General features: G+C 39.8%; 8 protein-coding genes, 6 tRNA genes, 6 rRNA genes and 1 pseudogene. 14 read left to right on the top strand and 7 right to left on the bottom strand.

Annotated elements, in window-relative coordinates; all coding sequences use genetic code 11:
- Nucleotides 1-2: 2 nt before the first annotated feature.
- The 11 genes and pseudogenes from EL260_RS00005 to rrf (EL260_RS25280) form a co-directional block, all read left to right on the top strand.
- Nucleotides 3-523 (top strand): annotated as a pseudogene (locus tag EL260_RS00005) (DALR domain-containing protein); the annotation flags it as partial.
- Between the two features lie 1,380 nt (nucleotides 524-1,903).
- Nucleotides 1,904-3,418 (top strand): 16S ribosomal RNA (locus tag EL260_RS25325).
- 208 nt (nucleotides 3,419-3,626) lie between these two features.
- Nucleotides 3,627-3,700, top strand: a tRNA-Ile gene (locus EL260_RS25320).
- A gap of 87 nt (nucleotides 3,701-3,787) precedes the next feature.
- Nucleotides 3,788-3,861: transfer RNA gene (locus tag EL260_RS25315), tRNA-Ala, on the top strand.
- 202 nt (nucleotides 3,862-4,063) lie between these two features.
- Nucleotides 4,064-6,827, top strand: a 23S ribosomal RNA gene (locus tag EL260_RS25310).
- A 144-nt stretch (nucleotides 6,828-6,971) separates the two neighbouring features.
- A 5S ribosomal RNA gene (rrf, locus tag EL260_RS25305) occupies nucleotides 6,972-7,079 on the top strand.
- A gap of 1,409 nt (nucleotides 7,080-8,488) precedes the next feature.
- Nucleotides 8,489-10,005, top strand: a 16S ribosomal RNA gene (locus EL260_RS25300).
- Nucleotides 10,006-10,213: 208 nt separating this feature from the next.
- Nucleotides 10,214-10,287, top strand: a tRNA-Ile gene (locus EL260_RS25295).
- Nucleotides 10,288-10,373: 86 nt separating this feature from the next.
- Nucleotides 10,374-10,447: transfer RNA gene (locus EL260_RS25290), tRNA-Ala, on the top strand.
- 202 nt (nucleotides 10,448-10,649) lie between these two features.
- Nucleotides 10,650-13,413 (top strand): 23S ribosomal RNA (locus EL260_RS25285).
- 144 nt (nucleotides 13,414-13,557) lie between these two features.
- Nucleotides 13,558-13,665, top strand: a 5S ribosomal RNA gene (gene rrf / locus EL260_RS25280).
- The 16S, 23S and 5S rRNA genes sit together here with 4 tRNA genes alongside, the layout of an rRNA operon.
- Nucleotides 13,666-14,491: 826 nt before the next feature.
- Here the strand turns inward: rrf (EL260_RS25280) and EL260_RS25275 are convergent.
- Nucleotides 14,492-14,565, bottom strand: a tRNA-Asn gene (locus EL260_RS25275).
- 469 nt (nucleotides 14,566-15,034) lie between these two features.
- On the opposite strand from EL260_RS25275, the gene EL260_RS25270 reads away from it, so the two are divergent.
- Both EL260_RS25270 and EL260_RS25265 read left to right on the top strand, forming a co-directional pair.
- A complete protein-coding gene (locus EL260_RS25270) occupies nucleotides 15,035-15,733 on the top strand; it encodes a class I SAM-dependent methyltransferase (RefSeq protein ID WP_164466580.1) in 699 nt (232 codons plus the stop codon).
- Complete coding sequence (locus EL260_RS25265; RefSeq protein ID WP_123858267.1) at nucleotides 15,730-16,941, top strand: beta propeller repeat protein; 1,212 nt, start codon at nucleotides 15,730-15,732, stop codon at nucleotides 16,939-16,941. Before EL260_RS25270 ends, EL260_RS25265 begins: the two co-directional genes overlap by 4 nt.
- Before the next feature lie 50 nt (nucleotides 16,942-16,991).
- On the opposite strand, the gene EL260_RS25260 is transcribed toward EL260_RS25265, so the two are convergent.
- The 3 genes from EL260_RS25260 to EL260_RS25250 form a co-directional block, all read right to left on the bottom strand.
- Nucleotides 16,992-17,065 (bottom strand) — tRNA-Asn (locus EL260_RS25260).
- A gap of 80 nt (nucleotides 17,066-17,145) precedes the next feature.
- Nucleotides 17,146-18,627: an RIP metalloprotease RseP gene (gene rseP, locus EL260_RS25255; RefSeq protein WP_123858266.1), complete on the bottom strand. Its 1,482-nt coding sequence runs from the start codon at nucleotides 18,625-18,627 to the stop codon at nucleotides 17,146-17,148.
- A gap of 106 nt (nucleotides 18,628-18,733) precedes the next feature.
- Complete coding sequence (locus EL260_RS25250; RefSeq protein ID WP_089738896.1) at nucleotides 18,734-19,174, bottom strand: DUF6646 family protein; 441 nt, start codon at nucleotides 19,172-19,174, stop codon at nucleotides 18,734-18,736.
- Between the two features lie 161 nt (nucleotides 19,175-19,335).
- Here EL260_RS25250 and EL260_RS25245 point away from each other — a divergent pair, with 161 nt between their 5' ends.
- The gene (locus EL260_RS25245) at nucleotides 19,336-20,115 is read left to right on the top strand and encodes a nitrilase-related carbon-nitrogen hydrolase (protein ID WP_164466579.1); all 780 of its coding nucleotides are present in this window, start codon (nucleotides 19,336-19,338) and stop codon (nucleotides 20,113-20,115) included.
- Between the two features lie 44 nt (nucleotides 20,116-20,159).
- Here the strand turns inward: EL260_RS25245 and EL260_RS25240 are convergent, their stop codons facing one another.
- The 3 genes from EL260_RS25240 to EL260_RS25230 are packed head-to-tail and all read right to left on the bottom strand — an operon-like array spanning nucleotide 20,160 to nucleotide 22,262.
- Entirely contained in the window at nucleotides 20,160-20,459 is a 300-nt protein-coding gene (locus EL260_RS25240; RefSeq protein WP_123858265.1) for a thioredoxin family protein, read from the bottom strand.
- Between the two features lie 17 nt (nucleotides 20,460-20,476).
- Nucleotides 20,477-20,848 (bottom strand): rhodanese-like domain-containing protein, encoded by a 372-nt coding sequence (locus tag EL260_RS25235; protein WP_164466578.1) that lies wholly within the window; start codon nucleotides 20,846-20,848, stop codon nucleotides 20,477-20,479.
- A 4-nt stretch (nucleotides 20,849-20,852) separates the two neighbouring features.
- Entirely contained in the window at nucleotides 20,853-22,262 is a 1,410-nt protein-coding gene (locus EL260_RS25230; RefSeq protein ID WP_123858263.1) for an MBL fold metallo-hydrolase, read from the bottom strand.
- Between the last annotated feature and the right edge of the window lie 5 nt (nucleotides 22,263-22,267).

Raw genomic sequence — 22,267 nt, 5'->3', positions numbered from 1 at the left:
TCTGCTTCCTGCAGGCACATTACAGAAGTGTTTTGGATATCTCCAATGATGCCATGATTGCCAGTGAAAAAGGATTTATTAGGTTGATGGAAGCTGTGAAAGTACTGAATTCCATTACGCCTGATGACAAAAAGCAATCAGCATTCAGTCTTACAGAATGGAAAAACAAATGTTATGATGCATTAACAGATGATTTCAATTCTCCAATTCTGATCGCCCATTTATTTGAAGCCGTAAAATACATTTTTGCTTTAAATGATAGCAAAGAAACAATCTCAACAGCAGATCTTGAAGATTTAAAGTCAACATTGAATGCCTTTATCTTTGACGTGCTAGGATTGCAGCCTGTAGAAGAAAACAATAATGAAAAATTGGATCAAACCCTAAAGTTTTAATCGAACTTAGGAATCAGGCAAGAAAATCCAAAAATTTCGATCTTTCAGATCAGATCAGAGACAAACTGCTTGCTGAAGGCATAGAATTAAAAGACGGAAGAGACGGAACATCCTATGTTCTGAACTAAAAATATAAACTTCGGTTTTACAATCATTCCGTAAGAAACCTGCTGTAAAGGATTCTTACGGAATTTTTTTATCACAACGTTGAAAAGCTTCCTGGCTCAAATAAATTTTCCTTCCTCTTATTAAACTCTCATTCTCTCCAACTCTCCAATTCATTCAGGAGCTTAATCCCGCTATACACTCATACTCCTCGCGCCATCCTTCCCAATACTCAAACCCACCTGCTCTCCAACGTGTGCTGTGGGGTAACCGTTACTATCGGGCTAGGGTAATGGACCACTTTATAAATGATGAATAAATAATAGATAATAGATAATAGATAATAGGTTGGCATCAATTAATAGCATTACCTATTATCCATAAGTGATGGCTTCTATCATTCCCATCCTTTGGAGGGTGTCAAAAATTCAAAGAATTTTTGACGGGTGGTAATTTAGTCATTTCTGCTCTATGAAAGTTCTGTGAAAATCTGCCTTCCCGTCTTGCAACTCTATTGCTAACACTTGGCTAATCCATCATCTTTGTCATCCTGTAAGGATCTCAACAAGATGATTCCATATTAATAAAAGAATCTGCCAGAATCAATCCTAATTTTCATGCTATATATTAGCTTCCCCCACAGAGTCTTCATTAATAGAAACGGACTTTAGCCCATTTACATAAAATAAAGTCTTATCCATTGGCTTAGCCAAAACTTACAATACCCAATTTTGTATTTTTAATATATAATAGTAACATATAATAATTAATAATACCTCTATATAATATATAAAATACCTGTTATATGATCTCTAAAACAAGATTTTTCACATCTTCCAAAAAGCAATTCCCCATTGTGGATAAGTATAAAATTGTATATAAATATAAATAAATCAGCAAGTTAAACTGTCTACTTATTAACAATTGTAATATTGGTGTAAACTTTATGTTAAATAAACTTGCGGGGAATAGATGAAGTTTCTATCTTTGCCCCACTGAAAAACGAAAGAGATTCGGTAAGCGCAGAGGAGCTTTTAGATAAGCATAAACATTATATTCTACGAGAGAGACAGGAAAAAAACTTTTAATTTTTAGGATTTAAAAGTTGCGAGTTAAAATAAAGTTTGTATCTTTGCAGTCCCAATTAAGGGAGCGCAGGAGTAGAGGGATTGAGGGTTTGGAAAGAGATTAAGGTTACTTAAAAAACTTTTAAAATTTTCTTTCGAAACATTTGGTCAGATGAAAATAAAGTTTTACTTTTGCACTCGCAAATACGGAGCGACACTGACAGAGAGATTGCTTCGTTAAAAAGCGAAAGATATAAAGATCATTGACATACAATATAACAACCAAGTAAGGAAAAACTAAAGCGTTAAAAAACTTTGAGTGAGTCAGACAAACATACAATGGAGAGTTTGATCCTGGCTCAGGATGAACGCTAGCGGGAGGCCTAACACATGCAAGCCGAGCGGTAGAGGTCTTTCGGGATCTTGAGAGCGGCGTACGGGTGCGGAACACGTGTGCAACCTGCCTTTATCTGGGGGATAGCCTTTCGAAAGGAAGATTAATACCCCATAATATGTTGAATGGCATCATTCGATATTGAAAACTCCGGTGGATAGAGATGGGCACGCGCAAGATTAGATAGTTGGTGAGGTAACGGCTCACCAAGTCTGCGATCTTTAGGGGGCCTGAGAGGTGATCCCCCACACTGGTACTGAGACACGGACCAGACTCCTACGGGAGGCAGCAGTGAGGAATATTGGACAATGGGTGAGAGCCTGATCCAGCCATCCCGCGTGAAGGACGACGGCCCTATGGGTTGTAAACTTCTTTTGTATAGGGATAAACCTAGATACGTGTATCTAGCTGAAGGTACTATACGAATAAGCACCGGCTAACTCCGTGCCAGCAGCCGCGGTAATACGGAGGGTGCAAGCGTTATCCGGATTTATTGGGTTTAAAGGGTCCGTAGGCGGATGTGTAAGTCAGTGGTGAAATCTCACAGCTTAACTGTGAAACTGCCATTGATACTGCATGTCTTGAGTGTTGTTGAAGTAGCTGGAATAAGTAGTGTAGCGGTGAAATGCATAGATATTACTTAGAACACCAATTGCGAAGGCAGGTTACTAAGCAACAACTGACGCTGATGGACGAAAGCGTGGGGAGCGAACAGGATTAGATACCCTGGTAGTCCACGCCGTAAACGATGCTAACTCGTTTTGGGTTTTCGGATTCAGAGACTAAGCGAAAGTGATAAGTTAGCCACCTGGGGAGTACGTTCGCAAGAATGAAACTCAAAGGAATTGACGGGGGCCCGCACAAGCGGTGGATTATGTGGTTTAATTCGATGATACGCGAGGAACCTTACCAAGGCTTAAATGGGAAATGACAGGTTTAGAAATAGACTTTTCTTCGGACATTTTTCAAGGTGCTGCATGGTTGTCGTCAGCTCGTGCCGTGAGGTGTTAGGTTAAGTCCTGCAACGAGCGCAACCCCTGTCACTAGTTGCCATCATTAAGTTGGGGACTCTAGTGAGACTGCCTACGCAAGTAGAGAGGAAGGTGGGGATGACGTCAAATCATCACGGCCCTTACGCCTTGGGCCACACACGTAATACAATGGCCAGTACAGAGGGCAGCTACACAGCGATGTGATGCAAATCTCGAAAGCTGGTCTCAGTTCGGATTGGAGTCTGCAACTCGACTCTATGAAGCTGGAATCGCTAGTAATCGCGCATCAGCCATGGCGCGGTGAATACGTTCCCGGGCCTTGTACACACCGCCCGTCAAGCCATGGAAGTCTGGGGTACCTGAAGTCGGTGACCGTAACAGGAGCTGCCTAGGGTAAAACAGGTAACTAGGGCTAAGTCGTAACAAGGTAGCCGTACCGGAAGGTGCGGCTGGAACATCTCATTTTAGAGCGTCTTTTAGACGATAAACAAAATTAGTATCTTCGGATACAAGTACTTATTCAAAGTAAAGCTTTAGTTTTTTGTTTGGTTGATTATATTAAAAATACAAAACCCACTAGAAATTAGTAAAGGGATTGAGAGAGACAAGGATGAAGATAGGATGGTCAGTTAAATCTGATATCTGTTATCTGAAATCTGTTAGTCTAACAGACAGTCTCGTAGCTCAGCTGGTTAGAGCGCTACACTGATAATGTAGAGGTCGGCAGTTCGAGCCTGCCCGAGACTACTAATTAAAAAGACGGGAAGATATAAGACATCAGATGTCAGACAATAAAGTCTGTAATCTGAGATCTAAAATCTGAAGTCTACTAGAGGGGAATTAGCTCAGCTGGCTAGAGCGCCTGCCTTGCACGCAGGAGGTCAAGGGTTCGACTCCCTTATTCTCCACAGTTTTGGAAGACTGATTTAAAAGTTACGGATAGAGCCAAAAACAATATTCGTTCATCAGTTGGACAAGAAGAATTTAAGATCATTGACATTAACGGTAAAGACATCACAAAGAGATAACCGAGCACTTTCGAGTGCCGAGTTTATAAAAATATCGATAAATTTAATTTATCAAAAAATACTGAACTAATTTAATATTAGGAAAGAAATCGTTAAGGGCGTATGGCGGATGCCTAGGCTTTCAGAGGCGAAGAAGGACGTGGTAAGCTGCGAAAAGCTGCGGGGATTGGCACACACGAATTGATCCGCAGATGTCCGAATGGGGCAACCCGTCTGGTTGAAGACCAGTCACTCTAAATTTATTTAGAGAGCAAACCCGGAGAACTGAAACATCTAAGTACCCGGAGGAAAAGAAATCGAAGAGATTCCGTAAGTAGTGGCGAGCGAAAGCGGATTAGCCCAAAAGCTAATTTATGTTTAATAGAATGTTCTGGAAAGAACGGCCGTAGAGGGTGATAGCCCCGTATATGAAAGGCATATTTAAGTGATAAATGAGTAGGGCGGGACACGTGAAATCCTGTCTGAATATGGGGGGACCATCCTCCAAGGCTAAATACTCCTGAAAGACCGATAGTGAACAAGTACTGTGAAGGAAAGGTGAAAAGCACTTCGAATAGAAGGGTGAAATAGAACCTGAAACCGTACGCCTACAAGCGGTCGGAGCAGCATTAAGCTGTGACGGCGTGCCTTTTGCATAATGAGCCTACGAGTTAATTTTACTAGCGAGGTTAAGGACTTCAGGTCCGGAGCCGGAGCGAAAGCGAGTCTGAATAGGGCGGATAGTTAGTAGGATTAGACGCGAAACCTTGTGATCTACCCATGGGCAGGTTGAAGCTCTGGTAACACAGAGTGGAGGACCGAACCGGTTGACGTTGAAAAGTCTTCGGATGACCTGTGGGTAGGGGTGAAAGGCCAATCAAACTGGGAGATAGCTCGTACTCTCCGAAATGCATTTAGGTGCAGCGTCGTATATAAGTTTATTAGAGGTAGAGCTACTGATTGGATGCGGGGGTTTCATCGCCTACCAATTCCTGACAAACTCCGAATGCTAATAAATGTTCTACGGCAGTGAGGGCATGGGTGCTAAGGTCCATGTCCGAGAGGGAAAGAACCCAGACCAACAGCTAAGGTCCCAAAATATATGTTAAGTTGAAGCAACGCGGTTGGACTGCATTGACAGCTAGGATGTTGGCTTGGAAGCAGCCATTCATTTAAAGAGTGCGTAACAGCTCACTAGTCGAGCGGTCCGGCATGGATAATAATCGGGCATAAACATATTACCGAAGCTATGGATTTGTATTTTAGATACATCTGGTAGGAGAGCATTCTATTTGCGCCGAAGCAGTACTGTGAGGTATTGTGGAGCGGATAGAAAAGAAAATGTAGGCATAAGTAACGATAAAGCGGGCGAGAAACCCGCTCACCGAAAGACTAAGGTTTCCTCAGCCATGCTAATCAGCTGAGGGTTAGTCGGGACCTAACGCGAACCCGAACGGGGAAGTGGATGGACAATGGGTTAATATTCCCATACTTGCTCACACTAAAAAGGGGACGGAGTGCCGTACTTACTGGAGACTGACGGAATAGTCAAGGCCTAGCCTTCGGGCGAAGCTGCTGTAGGGAAAGTGCTTCCAAGAAAAGCCGAAGTGAAGCAACCCGTACCAAAACCGACACAGGTAGTCGAGGAGAGAATCCTAAGGTGCTAGAGTGAATCATGGTTAAGGAACTAGGCAAAATAGTCTCGTAACTTCGGGAGAAGAGACGCCATCAGCAATGGTGGCCGCAGTAAAGAGGCCCAGGCGACTGTTTATCAAAAACACAGGACTCTGCAAAATCGAAAGATGCAGTATAGGGTCTGACACCTGCCCGGTGCTGGAAGGTTAAGGAAGGTGCTTAGGGTTAAACCGAAGGCATTGACTGAAGCCCCAGTAAACGGCGGCCGTAACTATAACGGTCCTAAGGTAGCGAAATTCCTTGTCGGGTAAGTTCCGACCTGCACGAATGGTGTAACGATCTGGGCACTGTCTCAACCATGAGCTCTGTGAAATTGTAGTATCGGTGAAGATGCCGATTACCCGCAATGGGACGAAAAGACCCTGTGAACCTTTACTATAACTTCGTATTGACTTTGAGTAAGTAATGTGTAGGATAGGTGGGAGGCTATGAAGTGGGCACGCTAGTGTCTGTGGAGCCGACGTTGAAATACCACCCTTTACTTACTTGGAGCCTAACTTCTTTTAGAAGGACATTGCGTGGTGGGTAGTTTGACTGGGGTGGTCGCCTCCAAAAGAGTAACGGAGGCTTTCAAAGGTACCCTCAGCACGCTTGGTAACCGTGCGTAGAGTGTAATGGCATAAGGGTGCTTGACTGTGAGACCAACAAGTCGATCAGGTGCGAAAGCAGGACATAGTGATCCGGTGGTTCCGTATGGAAGGGCCATCGCTCATAGGATAAAAGGTACTCCGGGGATAACAGGCTAGTCTCCCCCAAGAGCTCACATCGACGGGGAGGTTCGGCACCTCGATGTCGGCTCGTCACATCCTGGGGCTGGAGAAGGTCCCAAGGGTTGGGCTGTTCGCCCATTAAAGTGGCACGCGAGCTGGGTTCAGAACGTCGTGAGACAGTTCGGTCTCTATCTATTGCGGGCGTTAGATGTTTGAGAGGGCTTGATTCTAGTACGAGAGGACCGAATTGAACAAACCTCTGGTGTATCAGTTGTACCGCCAGGTGCACTGCTGAGTAGCTACGTTTGGAAGAGATAAGCACTGAAAGCATATAAGTGCGAAACTCGCCTCAAGATGAGACATCTTTTAAGGGTCGTGGGAGATGACCACGTTGATAGGCTATAGGTGTAAAGACAGTAATGTCATAGCCGAGTAGTACTAATTACCCGTAGATTTATAGCCTGATATGGCGCACGAAAGTGCAGCAAGGTTAGCTCTTTGTGAAAGTTTTTATCGATTAAAACAGATGTCAGATATAAGACATCAGATAACAGACTTAAAGTCTGAGATCTGAAATCTATCCTCTGATATCTTATATAAAGCCTTTAGGGTGGTTTTAGCGGTGGGGCTCACCTGTTCCCATTCCGAACACAGAAGTTAAGCCCACCAGCGCCGATGGTACTGCTAACGCGGGAGAGTAGGCCGCCGCCAGTTTTTATTTTATTTTTAAAAGTCTCATACAGTAATGTATGAGACTTTTTTTTGTTATATACTCAAATCCAAAACACAATACAAAACACACCACCACACCACACTAAGAACAATACAACCACAATACAATCAGCAATGAGCAATGAGCAATGAGCAATGAGCAATGAGCAATGAGTAATAGGTAATAAGTAAGATCTAATCTCTAAGTTTTGGCTAAAGCCATTGGAATTCTTATTTACTATTAAGCGGGCTAAAGCTCACTTCTATTGAATTGCATATTACCCTTTCTGTTTTTTCATTCTTTATTTTATCACAGACCTTTTCTTTAGTATCATTCCTTCTGATGAACTTACCGCATTTTGTTATCCTGTAAGAATCTGAGTGGGATAATAAATATTGATAACGTTACCTGGATGCCTAAGGGATCGCAACGTAAGGGCATCGAGACAATCTACTATAGCATATCAATATTTGTTATTCATCAGAGATTACTCATTGCTACTCATATTCATGATAAAGAAGATCTCTCTGTTTAATTTATATTATAGGATAATTGAAAACCCGCATGCTTTTATCATTGACTATCTATTGCTCTATGTTTATCATCCATTTAATTTTTCAACAATTTAAAAATCTCTATAAAGAATCTTTACAATGATTCATTCTATAGATTTTTTGTTCCTCGTCATTTATTATCGTTTACAGCTATTATATTCAGAAAGACTTGTCTCCAAAATCATTTGATTTTGATTTCAATGATCTGTAGTATTATAAATCTATATCTCTAGTTTTGTATGCATAAGAATATCCTTTGTATAGGAGTAAAGTGAGATTCTACAGACTTCCGAAAAGCAATTCCCCATTGTGGATAAGTATAAAATTGTATATAAATATAAATAAATCAGTAAGTTAAACTGTATACTTATTAACATTTACTCTATTGGTGTAAACTTTATGTTAAATAAACTTGTGTGGAATGGATGAAGTTTCTATCTTTGCCCCACTGAAAAACGAAAGAGATTCGGTAAGCGCAGAGGAGCTTTTAGATAAGCATAAACATTATATTCTACGAGAGAGACAGACGAAAAAAACTTTTAATTTTTAGGATTTAAAAGTTGCGAGTTAAAATAAAGTTTGTATCTTTGCAGTCCCAATTAAGGGAGCGCAGGAGTAGAGAGATTGAGGGTTAGGAAAGAGATTAAGGTTACTTAAAAAACTTTAAAATTTTCTTTCGAAACATTTGGTCAAATGGAAATAAAGTTTTACTTTTGCACTCGCAAATACGGAGCGACACTGACAGAGAGATTGCTTCGTTAAAAAGCGAAAGATATAAAGATCATTGACATACAATATAACAACCAAGTAAGGAAAAACTAAAGCGTTAAAAAACTTTGAGTGAGTCAGACAAACATACAATGGAGAGTTTGATCCTGGCTCAGGATGAACGCTAGCGGGAGGCCTAACACATGCAAGCCGAGCGGTAGAGATCTTTCGGGATCTTGAGAGCGGCGTACGGGTGCGGAACACGTGTGCAACCTGCCTTTATCTGGGGGATAGCCTTTCGAAAGGAAGATTAATACCCCATAATATGTTGAATGGCATCATTCGATATTGAAAACTCCGGTGGATAGAGATGGGCACGCGCAAGATTAGATAGTTGGTGAGGTAACGGCTCACCAAGTCTGCGATCTTTAGGGGGCCTGAGAGGGTGATCCCCCACACTGGTACTGAGACACGGACCAGACTCCTACGGGAGGCAGCAGTGAGGAATATTGGACAATGGGTGAGAGCCTGATCCAGCCATCCCGCGTGAAGGACGACGGCCCTATGGGTTGTAAACTTCTTTTGTATAGGGATAAACCTAGATACGTGTATCTAGCTGAAGGTACTATACGAATAAGCACCGGCTAACTCCGTGCCAGCAGCCGCGGTAATACGGAGGGTGCAAGCGTTATCCGGATTTATTGGGTTTAAAGGGTCCGTAGGCGGATGTGTAAGTCAGTGGTGAAATCTCACAGCTTAACTGTGAAACTGCCATTGATACTGCATGTCTTGAGTGTTGTTGAAGTAGCTGGAATAAGTAGTGTAGCGGTGAAATGCATAGATATTACTTAGAACACCAATTGCGAAGGCAGGTTACTAAGCAACAACTGACGCTGATGGACGAAAGCGTGGGGAGCGAACAGGATTAGATACCCTGGTAGTCCACGCCGTAAACGATGCTAACTCGTTTTTGGGTTTTCGGATTCAGAGACTAAGCGAAAGTGATAAGTTAGCCACCTGGGGAGTACGTTCGCAAGAATGAAACTCAAAGGAATTGACGGGGGCCCGCACAAGCGGTGGATTATGTGGTTTAATTCGATGATACGCGAGGAACCTTACCAAGGCTTAAATGGGAAATGACAGGTTTAGAAATAGACTTTTCTTCGGACATTTTTCAAGGTGCTGCATGGTTGTCGTCAGCTCGTGCCGTGAGGTGTTAGGTTAAGTCCTGCAACGAGCGCAACCCCTGTCACTAGTTGCCATCATTAAGTTGGGGACTCTAGTGAGACTGCCTACGCAAGTAGAGAGGAAGGTGGGGATGACGTCAAATCATCACGGCCCTTACGCCTTGGGCCACACACGTAATACAATGGCCAGTACAGAGGGCAGCTACACAGCGATGTGATGCAAATCTCGAAAGCTGGTCTCAGTTCGGATTGGAGTCTGCAACTCGACTCTATGAAGCTGGAATCGCTAGTAATCGCGCATCAGCCATGGCGCGGTGAATACGTTCCCGGGCCTTGTACACACCGCCCGTCAAGCCATGGAAGTCTGGGGTACCTGAAGTCGGTGACCGTAACAGGAGCTGCCTAGGGTAAAACAGGTAACTAGGGCTAAGTCGTAACAAGGTAGCCGTACCGGAAGGTGCGGCTGGAACATCTCATTTTAGAGCGTCTTTTAGACGATAAACAAAATTAGTATCTTCGGATACAGAACTTACTTAAAGTTCAAGCTTTAGTTTTTTGTTTGGTTGATTATATTAAAAATACAAAACCCACTAGAAATTAGTAAAGGGATTGAGAGAGACAAGGATGAAGATAGGATGGTCAGTTAAATCTGATATCTGTTATCTGAAATCTGTTAGTCTAACAGACAGTCTCGTAGCTCAGCTGGTTAGAGCGCTACACTGATAATGTAGAGGTCGGCAGTTCGAGCCTGCCCGAGACTACTAATTATAAGACGGGAAGATATAAGACATCAGATGTCAGACAATAAAGTCTGTAATCTGAGATCTAAAATCTGAAGTCTACTAGAGGGGAATTAGCTCAGCTGGCTAGAGCGCCTGCCTTGCACGCAGGAGGTCAAGGGTTCGACTCCCTTATTCTCCACAGTTTTGGAAGACTGATTTAAAAGTTACGGATAGAGCCAAAAACAATATTCGTTCATCAGTTAGACAAGAAGAATTTAAGATCATTGACATTAACGGTAAAGACATCACAAAGAGATAACCGAGCACTTTCGAGTGCCGAGTTTATAAAAATATCGATAAATTTATTTATCAAAAAAATACTGAACTAATTTAATATTAGGAAAGAAATCGTTAAGGGCGTATGGCGGATGCCTAGGCTTTCAGAGGCGACGAAGGACGTGGTAAGCTGCGAAAAGCTGCGGGGATTGGCACACACGAATTGATCCGCAGATGTCCGAATGGGGCAACCCGTCTGGTTGAAGACCAGTCACTCTAAATTTATTTAGAGAGCAAACCCGGAGAACTGAAACATCTAAGTACCCGGAGGAAAAGAAATCGAAGAGATTCCGTAAGTAGTGGCGAGCGAAAGCGGATTAGCCCAAAAGCTAATTTATGTTTAATAGAATGTTCTGGAAAGAACAGCCGTAGAGGGTGATAGCCCCGTATATGAAAGGCATATTTAAGTGATAAATGAGTAGGGCGGGACACGTGAAATCCTGTCTGAATATGGGGGGACCATCCTCCAAGGCTAAATACTCCTGAAAGACCGATAGTGAACAAGTACTGTGAAGGAAAGGTGAAAAGCACTTCGAATAGAAGGGTGAAATAGAACCTGAAACCGTACGCCTACAAGCGGTCGGAGCAGCATTAAGCTGTGACGGCGTGCCTTTTGCATAATGAGCCTACGAGTTAATTTTACTAGCGAGGTTAAGGACTTCAGGTCCGGAGCCGGAGCGAAAGCGAGTCTGAATAGGGCGGATAGTTAGTAGGATTAGACGCGAAACCTTGTGATCTACCCATGGGCAGGTTGAAGCTCTGGTAACACAGAGTGGAGGACCGAACCGGTTGACGTTGAAAAGTCTTCGGATGACCTGTGGGTAGGGGTGAAAGGCCAATCAAACTGGGAGATAGCTCGTACTCTCCGAAATGCATTTAGGTGCAGCGTCGTATATAAGTTTATTAGAGGTAGAGCTACTGATTGGATGCGGGGGTTTCATCGCCTACCAATTCCTGACAAACTCCGAATGCTAATAAATGTTCTACGGCAGTGAGGGCATGGGTGCTAAGGTCCATGTCCGAGAGGGAAAGAACCCAGACCAACAGCTAAGGTCCCAAAATATATGTTAAGTTGAAGCAACGCGGTTGGACTGCATTGACAGCTAGGATGTTGGCTTGGAAGCAGCCATTCATTTAAAGAGTGCGTAACAGCTCACTAGTCGAGCGGTCCGGCATGGATAATAATCGGGCATAAACATATTACCGAAGCTATGGATTTGTATTTTAGATACATCTGGTAGGAGAGCATTCTATTTGCGCCGAAGCAGTACTGTGAGGTATTGTGGAGCGGATAGAAAAGAAAATGTAGGCATAAGTAACGATAAAGCGGGCGAGAAACCCGCTCACCGAAAGACTAAGGTTTCCTCAGCCATGCTAATCAGCTGAGGGTTAGTCGGGACCTAACGCGAACCCGAACGGGGAAGTGGATGGACAATGGGTTAATATTCCCATACTTGCTCACACTAAAAAGGGGACGGAGTGCCGTACTTACTGGAGACTGACGGAATAGTCAAGGCCTAGCCTTCGGGCGAAGCTGCTGTAGGGAAAGTGCTTCCAAGAAAAGCCGAAGTGAAGCAACCCGTACCAAAACCGACACAGGTAGTCGAGGAGAGAATCCTAAGGTGCTAGAGTGAATCATGGTTAAGGAACTAGGCAAAATAGTCTCGTAACTTCGGGAGAAGAGACGCCATCAGCAATGGTGGCCGCAGTAAAGAGGCCCAGGCGACTGTTTATCAAAAACACAGGACTCTGCAAAATCGAAAGATGCAGTATAGGGTCTGACACCTGCCCGGTGCTGGAAGGTTAAGGAAGGTGCTTAGGGTTAAACCGAAGGCATTGACTGAAGCCCCAGTAAACGGCGGCCGTAACTATAACGGTCCTAAGGTAGCGAAATTCCTTGTCGGGTAAGTTCCGACCTGCACGAATGGTGTAACGATCTGGGCACTGTCTCAACCATGAGCTCTGTGAAATTGTAGTATCGGTGAAGATGCCGATTACCCGCAATGGGACGAAAAGACCCTGTGAACCTTTACTATAACTTCGTATTGACTTTGAGTAAGTAATGTGTAGGATAGGTGGGAGGCTATGAAGTGGGCACGCTAGTGTCTGTGGAGCCGACGTTGAAATACCACCCTTTACTTACTTGGAGCCTAACTTCTTTTAGAAGGACATTGCGTGGTGGGTAGTTTGACTGGGGTGGTCGCCTCCAAAAGAGTAACGGAGGCTTTCAAAGGTACCCTCAGCACGCTTGGTAACCGTGCGTAGAGTGTAATGGCATAAGGGTGCTTGACTGTGAGACCAACAAGTCGATCAGGTGCGAAAGCAGGACATAGTGATCCGGTGGTTCCGTATGGAAGGGCCATCGCTCATAGGATAAAAGGTACTCCGGGGATAACAGGCTAGTCTCCCCCAAGAGCTCACATCGACGGGGAGGTTCGGCACCTCGATGTCGGCTCGTCACATCCTGGGGCTGGAGAAGGTCCCAAGGGTTGGGCTGTTCGCCCATTAAAGTGGCACGCGAGCTGGGTTCAGAACGTCGTGAGACAGTTCGGTCTCTATCTATTGCGGGCGTTAGATGTTTGAGAGGGCTTGATTCTAGTACGAGAGGACCGAATTGAACAAACCTCTGGTGTATCAGTTGTACCGCCAGGTGCACTGCTGAGTAGCTACGTTTGGAAGAGATAAGCACTGAAAGCATATAAGTGCGAAACTCGCCTCAAGATGAGACATCTTTTAAGGGTCGTGGGAGATGACCACGTTGATAGGCTATAGGTGTAAAGACAGTAATGTCATAGCCGAGTAGTACTAATTACCCGTAGATTTATAGCCTGATATGGCGCACGAAAGTGCAGCAAGGTTAGCTCTTTGTGAAAGTTTTTATCGATTAAAACAGATGTCAGATATAAGACATCAGATAACAGACTTAAAGTCTGAGATCTGAAATCTATCCTCTGATATCTTATATAAAGCCTTTAGGGTGGTTTTAGCGGTGGGGCTCACCTGTTCCCATTCCGAACACAGAAGTTAAGCCCACCAGCGCCGATGGTACTGCTAACGCGGGAGAGTAGGCCGCCGCCAGTTTTTATTTTATTTTTAAAAGTCTCATACAGTAATGTATGAGACTTTTTTTTGTTATATACTCAAATCCCACAACACAAAACAAATCCAAAACACACCACATCACACTAAAACATTACAACCACAATACAACCACAAAACAACCACAAATCAGTAATGGGTAATCAGGACTGTTCTCAATACCCATCCTGATTATTTATCTAAGTCTTTACCTTTATTCTTTATTCTGAATTTATCCTGGATCTTTTCCTTGTTATCATTACAACTCTAATTATACCCTCTATTGCCATCCTGTAAGGAGTTTCAGCCATAACGTAAAAAGAGTTATAATACTTTTATTTTCAATAGTAAAATAATATTATGATAATTATGGATAATGCTCTTTTGGATGCCTGCAGAATGGCAAGGGGAGAAAGGTTGCTAACAAACTGAAGTATCATACTAATACTCATCATTCATTATAGATTACTTATTGCTCATTATTCATTATCTGACTTTCATCTATTATTTACAAATTGACGCCTTTTTCCCCTAAAATTATTTGTAGTATAGTTTATATTAAATAGAAGTAATTGTGGTAAAAATAAGGCTTATTTAAAGCCATGAAGGAAAGCTTGTAATGAATTACATTTAGATTTGAAAAAAGTCAAAGCAATTAATGATGTAGATAATGAAAAGGAAGAAGGTTTTATTGCTCTTAAGAATAAAATTAGATTGAATCAACCAATTATTGACCTGGCTTAGATAATCATAGAATCATTGTTTCCAATTTAATGTATAGAATTATATAGAAATAAAAAAAAGACTTACATTTCTGTAAGTCTTTTTGCTCCTCCTGCTGGGCTCGAACCAGCGACCCTCTGATTAACAGTCAGATGCTCTAACCAACTGAGCTAAGGAGGAATGTCCTTTGTTTTAAGTGGTGCAAATATAATAGGAAAATCCGTACTAAGCAAGTTTTTATAGCTTAATATTTAGCGAAAATTGCTATTGTTTTATTTCTCAGTAAATTAAAATTGCATAAAATAAATATAATTTAAAAGACAAACACTAAAAATGGGTTTAAAGACTCTATCTTTTGAAACAAGATAAGATATTTCAGCTATAAAATGATCTATACAGGATCACTTTTAACAGATCTGCAGTGCCAAGATCTTTTTTAATTATTCGAAATAATAGAATTTGAAGTGGCTTTATTCTTTGTCTACTAATGTATCCAAATCATTTGTTCTTATTTCTGAAATTAGATTATAATAGGCTCAATTCGTCAATTTTCCTTATGATTGAGAGGGTAATAAATAGAATTTTATTTTTGTTCACAGAATATACTATTTTTGTTATATTTGGTTATAACACTAAACTTGTATTACTTATGAGATCTTCATTCAAGGAGAAATTTTATGAACTTATTCATGATGAATACAAACTCTATTATATAGCTCCTTTTGTTGATGAAATTTCAAATTTCTTAGATGAAAATAGGGATACTTACACTAATATTTTAGACTTTGGATGTGGATTCGGAGACCTTTCTGATGTCTTTTATCAGGCGGGATTTGAGGTTACTGGAATAGATTCAGATATTGAAAGAATAACTGAAGCAAAAGCAAAATATTCAAATGTTAACTTTTTGAATTATAATTATACAGATGTACTGCCTTTTACCGATAATTCATTTGATGTAATTTTTTCAAGCAGTGTTGTACAGTATATAGATCATGATACTTTTTTTAGGGAGTGCCTCAGAGTTTTAAAGAAGGGAGGATGTGTCATTTTTCTTGAAAATCTAAAAAATAATCCCATTACAAGAGTTGGTAGAGCTTATCTGAAATTGAAAAAATTTGATTATCAATCATATCCATGGAATCATTTAACCTTAAAAGAAATTAAAGAAATGAAAAAGTTTTTTAACTTAATCAGGGTTAAAACCTATCATGTCTTTGGTCCTTTACTTTATATATCAGGATTTAAAATTCTGAAACCAATCTTAAAACGGCTTGATAAGATTTTGATGAATTTTAATTTTATAAAACATATTTCCTGGTTAGTTTTAATTATTGGTAAAAAATGATAACAAAAAAGTATTCGAAAGTAAATATAAAAAACTTTATACCGTTCGCTTTTAATATAGTTAGAGCCGATAAAACGGAAGAGTTTTTATCGTTTTTAATTTGGGAAGTTTCTTGGCGTTTTTGTAAAAAGAATATAAAACAAATTCAATTTAATAATACTCTCCCTGATTTGATGATTGAAGGTGGAGTAGATAACCTTCAGAAAGCTTTGAACTCAAAGCTTCGTGAAAGTTCAGTAGATTTTAGTTTAGTGTTTGCTAATGGAAATCATGGGATATTTGGATCAGGAGTAAAGCAGTGTTCAAAGCTATTTTTCCAAGACTATCATGGAACTATTACGGAATGTTTTGATTTTGGAGCTAAGATCGAGGGTATTTTTATAGATAGAAGAGAAAATATTTTCGTTTGTAGTTGGGGGATGGTATTTAAGTCGAGTGATTTTGGATTGACATTTAAAAAGGTTTTGGATTTTTCTTCAAATGAGAGTAGATTCTTATTTGAAACGATAACCGAAACTGAGGATCATGATATACTAATTGGAGAGTATGGAAATATTAAAAAAAATGGTAAATGGGCTTTTGTAGGTTATGTCTATGTATCAAATGATGAAGGAGAGACCTGGAAAAAAAATGACTTTTTAGAAAAACACATCAATAAGCATATTCATATACTAAAATGGGTTCATCAATTGAAATGTTTGATTCTTACAGAGGGTGATGATAAGAAGGGGATTTGGACTAACAAATCTAATAATTATTCATTACAAAGCAAGGATGAAAAATCCGGATGGTTTAAACGGAATAGATTTCATATTCAAAAAGGAGGGTATACAAGCCTCGCCGAGACCAAAGAAAATATAGTATTGGGTACCGATTACTATCATGGAACAAATTTTATTGTATCCACAACCGATCTTAAAACATTTGATTCTGCAATGGTTCCAGATCCATATAGAAGATCTGTAATATTCAGAATGCTTTATTTAGAAAACGAGATTATTTGGGCGAGTTTATACAATCATTTAAGCCCCAATAGAAGCCTACTTATGTATTCTGAAGATTGCGGTAAGTCTTGGTATAAATTTCTGGAATATGATGGTTCTCTACTTAAAATAAGTATAATCAGTAACCAAGTAGGGAACCATTTTTATATTTTGGCAGAAGATCTTATATCTGATGAACAGAAAACATATATCATTTCCCATTAGATAAATGAGTATAAATAAAAAAAGACTTACATTTCTGTAAGTCTTTTTTGCTCCTCCTGCTGGGCTCGAACCAGCGACCCTCTGATTAACAGTCAGATGCTCTAACCAACTGAGCTAAGGAGGAATGTCCTTTGTTTTAAGTGGTGCAAATATAGGACGAATATTTATACCCTGCAAATATTTTTAAGAAAAATTTTCAAAAAATTATAATGTTCCTGTAATGGCTTTAATAATATCGCTTCCAAAGATCAGAGCCATTAATCCTAACAGGAAAATAACTCCCACCATCTGAGCATTTTCCAATACTTTTTGTGGAACCGGTTTTCCTACGATCATCTCATATAGTGTGAATATAACATGTCCGCCATCAAGTCCCGGAATAGGAATAAGGTTAAGGAATGCCAACCATACTGAGAACATTGCTGTAAAGCCCCAGAATGCTGTCCAGTCAATAGAAACACCTCCTTGTGCATCTTTACTTACCGGCATATTCTTTACAATAGCAAGCGGGCCACCCACTTTTTTATAGCCCTGGACTTTCTTGTTGAAAATTAATTTAAACTGTTTAATCTGATAAGTTAAACTCTCAATAGTAAGGGTAAACCCTCTTTTTATAGAACCGAAAAAACTATATTCATTATGAACCATAAATTTCTCAGCTTCCTTGAAAGAAAGAATTCCAATAGTTCCTTCTTTAGATATGGGGATTTTAAGGTCCTCAATCTGATTGTTTCTTGATACCTGGAAATCTACTATTTTCCCTGCATTAGGAACTACCAAAGGTTTTACTTCATCATAATAAGAAACAGGTTTCCCATTGATGGCAACAATTTTATCACCCACCTTTAACCCTGCATCCATTGTAGATTGAGTAACGATCGTATCAATAATAGGAGACATTCTTGGGGTTAAGAATGATCTTGGTTCCGGATCATGAAATGCCATTACTTTTCCATCATCATTGGTTGGGAAAGTAACTTCTTTTCCATTTCTGGAAACGGTTATTTCATCACTTAATAAAACGTCTAGAGCTAGTTTTTTGAAGTCTTTCTGAACTTTTCCGTCAACTTTCAAAATTTTATCCCCATCCTGAAAGCCCATTTTCTTGGCTGCTGCAGTATAGTGAAGTGGGGTTTTGATTTTATCTGCATCAAAAATTGTTTCCCCGTTTTTCCCAACTAAAGCTGAGAATATGATCCAAGCTAGGAAGAAGTTTACTGTAACCCCTCCTAACATAATGATTAGTCTCTGCCACGCCGGTTTAGATCTGAATTCCCAAGATTCAGCCGGTTTTTTCATTTGGGCTGTATCCATACTTTCATCCACCATTCCTGCAATTTTCACATAACCTCCGAAAGGAAGCCATCCGATACCGTATTTGGTTTGCTCAGGATATTTTCTCCAATCGTCGTCAGAAAGTTTTGATATATCGATAGGAACTTCTTCCTTTTTTCCGTTTACCTCTATTACTTCAGTATCAGGTAAGTTCTGAGATAAGAATTTATACTTCCACTTTCCGTTGACTTTCTTCATAGAGAATATGGAGAAGTAAGGATCAAAAAACAAGAAGAATTTCTCTGCTCTGGTCTTGAACCATTTTGCCGGTAAGAAGTGGCCAAGCTCATGAAGAACTACAAGTATAGAGATACTCAGAATGAACTGGAAGAGTTTGATTGCTATTTCCATTAATAAATTTTAGATTTTAATTTGCAAAGGTAACAATTATCAAAACTATGCCAAATAAAAAAGCCTCTCGAAACGAGAAGCTTTGTCATATTTCAGGACTATTTGATTATAAATTGAATGAAACGCCAAGGCTTCCGTTATTACCTACCTCTGCAAATACGCCAATTCTTTCTGTAAAGAAGTATCGCGCGCCGATATGAGCTCCTATTCCAAAGTCTTTTCCAACAACACCTACATCAACACCAGGATAAATATCCAACTTTGGAGGAAGATTTAAAGCTTCTTGCAAGTGGAAATTCAATCTTCCGAAAACAAACACCCGATTGTCTTTATCGTTGTTCTTATAATTACTGAAGTAACCGTTAAGACCGGCCCCCACAGATATAAGCTTATTCAACCCATAATCGTAAGTTCCCGTTATCCCGGTTCCGTATCCCCAGGCACTTAGACCCAGTTGAACCTTTTGATCTCCTTTTCCTGTCCATGCTTGAGCATTGGCCGTGATTCCAAAAAAGAACATCATCACCATAAAAACCAATTTCTTCATAAATTTTATAATTTTTAATGATATTAATAAAAATTACCTGTATCAAAAATGAAACCGAAAGATGTTGAATGCTATGAAAATAGAAGACTTTAATAAATATTAAGATTTATAAGTCCATTTTCTTTATTAAGTATAAAAGCCGTATTTTTATACTTGAGATAATGAATAATTTTAAACAAAATAAAAAGATGGAGATTGCAGGACTCAATTTGGATATCATCTGGAAAAATAAAGCTGAAAATTTTAAAATAATAGAGAATGAACTTCAAAACCTTGAAGCAGATCTGTTTCTATTGCCTGAGATGTTTTCAACAGGCTTTTGTATGGATGCAGCTGAAGTTTCTGACAGGAATGATGAGTCTCTGGAGTTTTTGAAAAAAATCTCAAAAGAAAAAAATGCGGCATTCTGCGGAAGCGTTCCCGTAGAGGAAAATGGTAATTTTTACAATAGGATGTATTTTGTGCAACCGAATGAAGACGTTGCATTTTATGATAAAAGACACTTGTTTTCTTTTTCGGGAGAAGATAAGGTATATACTCCGGGAAAAGACAGAGTGATTGTAGAATATAAAGGAGTGAGATTTTTGCTTCAGGTTTGTTATGATCTTCGATTTCCAGTATTTGCAAGAAATAATGATGATTATGATGCTATTTTATACGTTGCGAACTGGCCTGAGAAAAGAGTGGGTGCTTGGGAACATCTTTTAAAAGCAAGAGCCATTGAAAATCTTTCTTTTGTGTTTGGTTTAAACCGAATTGGAACGGATGGAAATAATTTGTTCTATCAGGAAAGTTCTCATTGTTTCTTTGCAGAAGGGAGAGAAATTTCAAATAAAAATGGAAATATTGTATCAGCTGAGCTGGATATGAATGAACTGAACGATTTCAGAACTCATTTCCAGTTTTTAAATGATAGAGATCATTTCTCAATTGATGTATAAAAATAAAAAAGGCTGAGTTCATATCAACTCAGCCTTTTTTTATCTTAAATATATTGTTGCAGAAGATTAGTTAATGTATTCACATCATGCACTCCGCTTTCCTTCCAAAGAAGTTCCCCATTTTTGAAAACAGCTAAAGTAGGAACTCCTCTTACTCCATATTGTGCTGCAATAGCAGGGTATTGGTCTACATCTACTTTGATGATTCTGGCTCCTTCGCCTATATTTTCTTTTACAGTATTTAAAACCGAGGACTGAACCTTACAAGGCTGGCACCACGTGGCAAAAAAGTCAATAAGTACTGGTCTTTCGGAATTGATGATATCCTGAAATTTTTGTGACATAGTTTTAGTTTAATTAGTTACTTTTTATCTGCTTCGTCCTGGATGCCCTTTACATTTTTCCAACTCGTTCCATCATAGGCTTCCACTCCGTTTTTCTTTAATATTTCCATAGCCTGATCTGCCTGTACTCCTTTATTGCAAAAAACAACTACTTTTTTACCCTTCAGGGTTTCAATTTTGTTTTGAATTTCTGCCAGTGGAATATTGATGGCATTTTTAGCGGTTCCTGCAGCATATTGCTCGGGAATTCTTACGTCTACTAATGTTACATCTGAACTGGTCACTACTTCCTTAATGTTACTCTTGGGAGCGTCTGTTAAATGATTTGTTTTACAGCTACTTAACACTAAAATAGAATATAAAGCAATTCCAAAAAGATTAACTTTCATGAGGCTATGATGTTTTGGATTGACATACAAAATCTGTTGTTGGAAGTTTTTCTGTTTTTTTAATGCCATTAAACCCACCTTCTATTTCAGTAAAGTTTCTGATTCCGTGTGAATTAAGAATGCTGGCTGCGATCATGCTTCTATACCCTCCAGCGCAGTGAAGGAAGAAATGTTCAGAGTCATCAAGATTGCGAGCCCAGTCACTGATGGAATCCAAAGGTCTGTTAAAAGCATTGTCAATGTGCTCTGCAGAATATTCTGTTAATTTTCTCACATCAATTACTTTTGCATCTGGTGTAAACTGCTCTGCAAATTCAGTTGGAGTGATTCTTTTTACTTCATCAATTTCTTTACCTGAGCTTTTCCAAGCTTTAAATCCTCCTTTCAGATATCCAACAACGTTATCGAAACCTACACGACTTAGTCTGATGATGACTTCCTCTTCGGTTCCTTCATCAGTTATCAATAATAAAGGGTGCTTAACATCTACGATTAAAGTTCCTACCCAAGGGGCAAAATCACCTTTTAACCCAATATTGATGGAATTAGGAACAAAGCCTTTATGAAAATCTGCGGCTCCTCTTGTATCAAGAATTAAAGCTCCGGTTTCTTCTGCTATTGTTTCAAAATCTTCCGGAGAAACAGGATTTAGCCCTTTGTCCATTACTGTATCCAAACTCTCATAACCTCCTTTGTTCATGGCTACGTTCATTCCAAAATATTTTGGAGGTGCAGTAAGGCCATCAAGCACTTCTCTAATGAAAGATGCTTTGTCTGGTTGGTTAAGTGCGTAATTTGTCCTTTTTTGATTGCCTAAAATATCTACAGTCTCCTTCTGCATATTTTTTCCACATGCAGAACCAGCCCCGTGAGCAGGATAAACAGTGATGCTATCAGCCAAAGGCATAATTTTGTTCTGAAGACTGTCATACAAAATCCCGGCAAGATCTTCCTGAGTAAGGTTTGTTGCTTTTTGTGCAAGATCCGGTCTTCCTACATCTCCTAAGAATAGAGTATCTCCCGTGAAGATGGCTGTTTCTTTACCATTTTCATCTATTAAAAGATAAGTAGTACTTTCCATTGTATGTCCTGGAGTGTGAAGTACCTTTATTTTTATTTTTCCAATTTCAAAAATCTGATCATCTTCTGCAATAATCGCTACAAATTCAGGTGCTGCCGTAGGTCCGTATACAATTGGAGCTCCAGTTTTTTTACTTAAATCTAAGTGTCCTGAAACAAAATCAGCATGGAAATGAGTTTCAAAAATATATTTTAAAGTGACATTGTCTTTTTCCAGACGATCCAGATAAGGTTTTACTTCTCTTAAAGGATCAATAATGACAGCTTCGTTTTCTGATACAATATAATAGGCACCCTGAGCCAGACAGCCCGTATATATTTGTTCAATTTTCATTGGGT

Source organism: Chryseobacterium nakagawai, from assembly GCF_900637665.1.
Classification (GTDB): Bacteria; Bacteroidota; Bacteroidia; order Flavobacteriales; family Weeksellaceae; genus Chryseobacterium; species Chryseobacterium nakagawai.
Note: the sequence above shows the minus strand (reverse complement) of the source record. Positions and strands in the feature narration are given on the sequence as shown.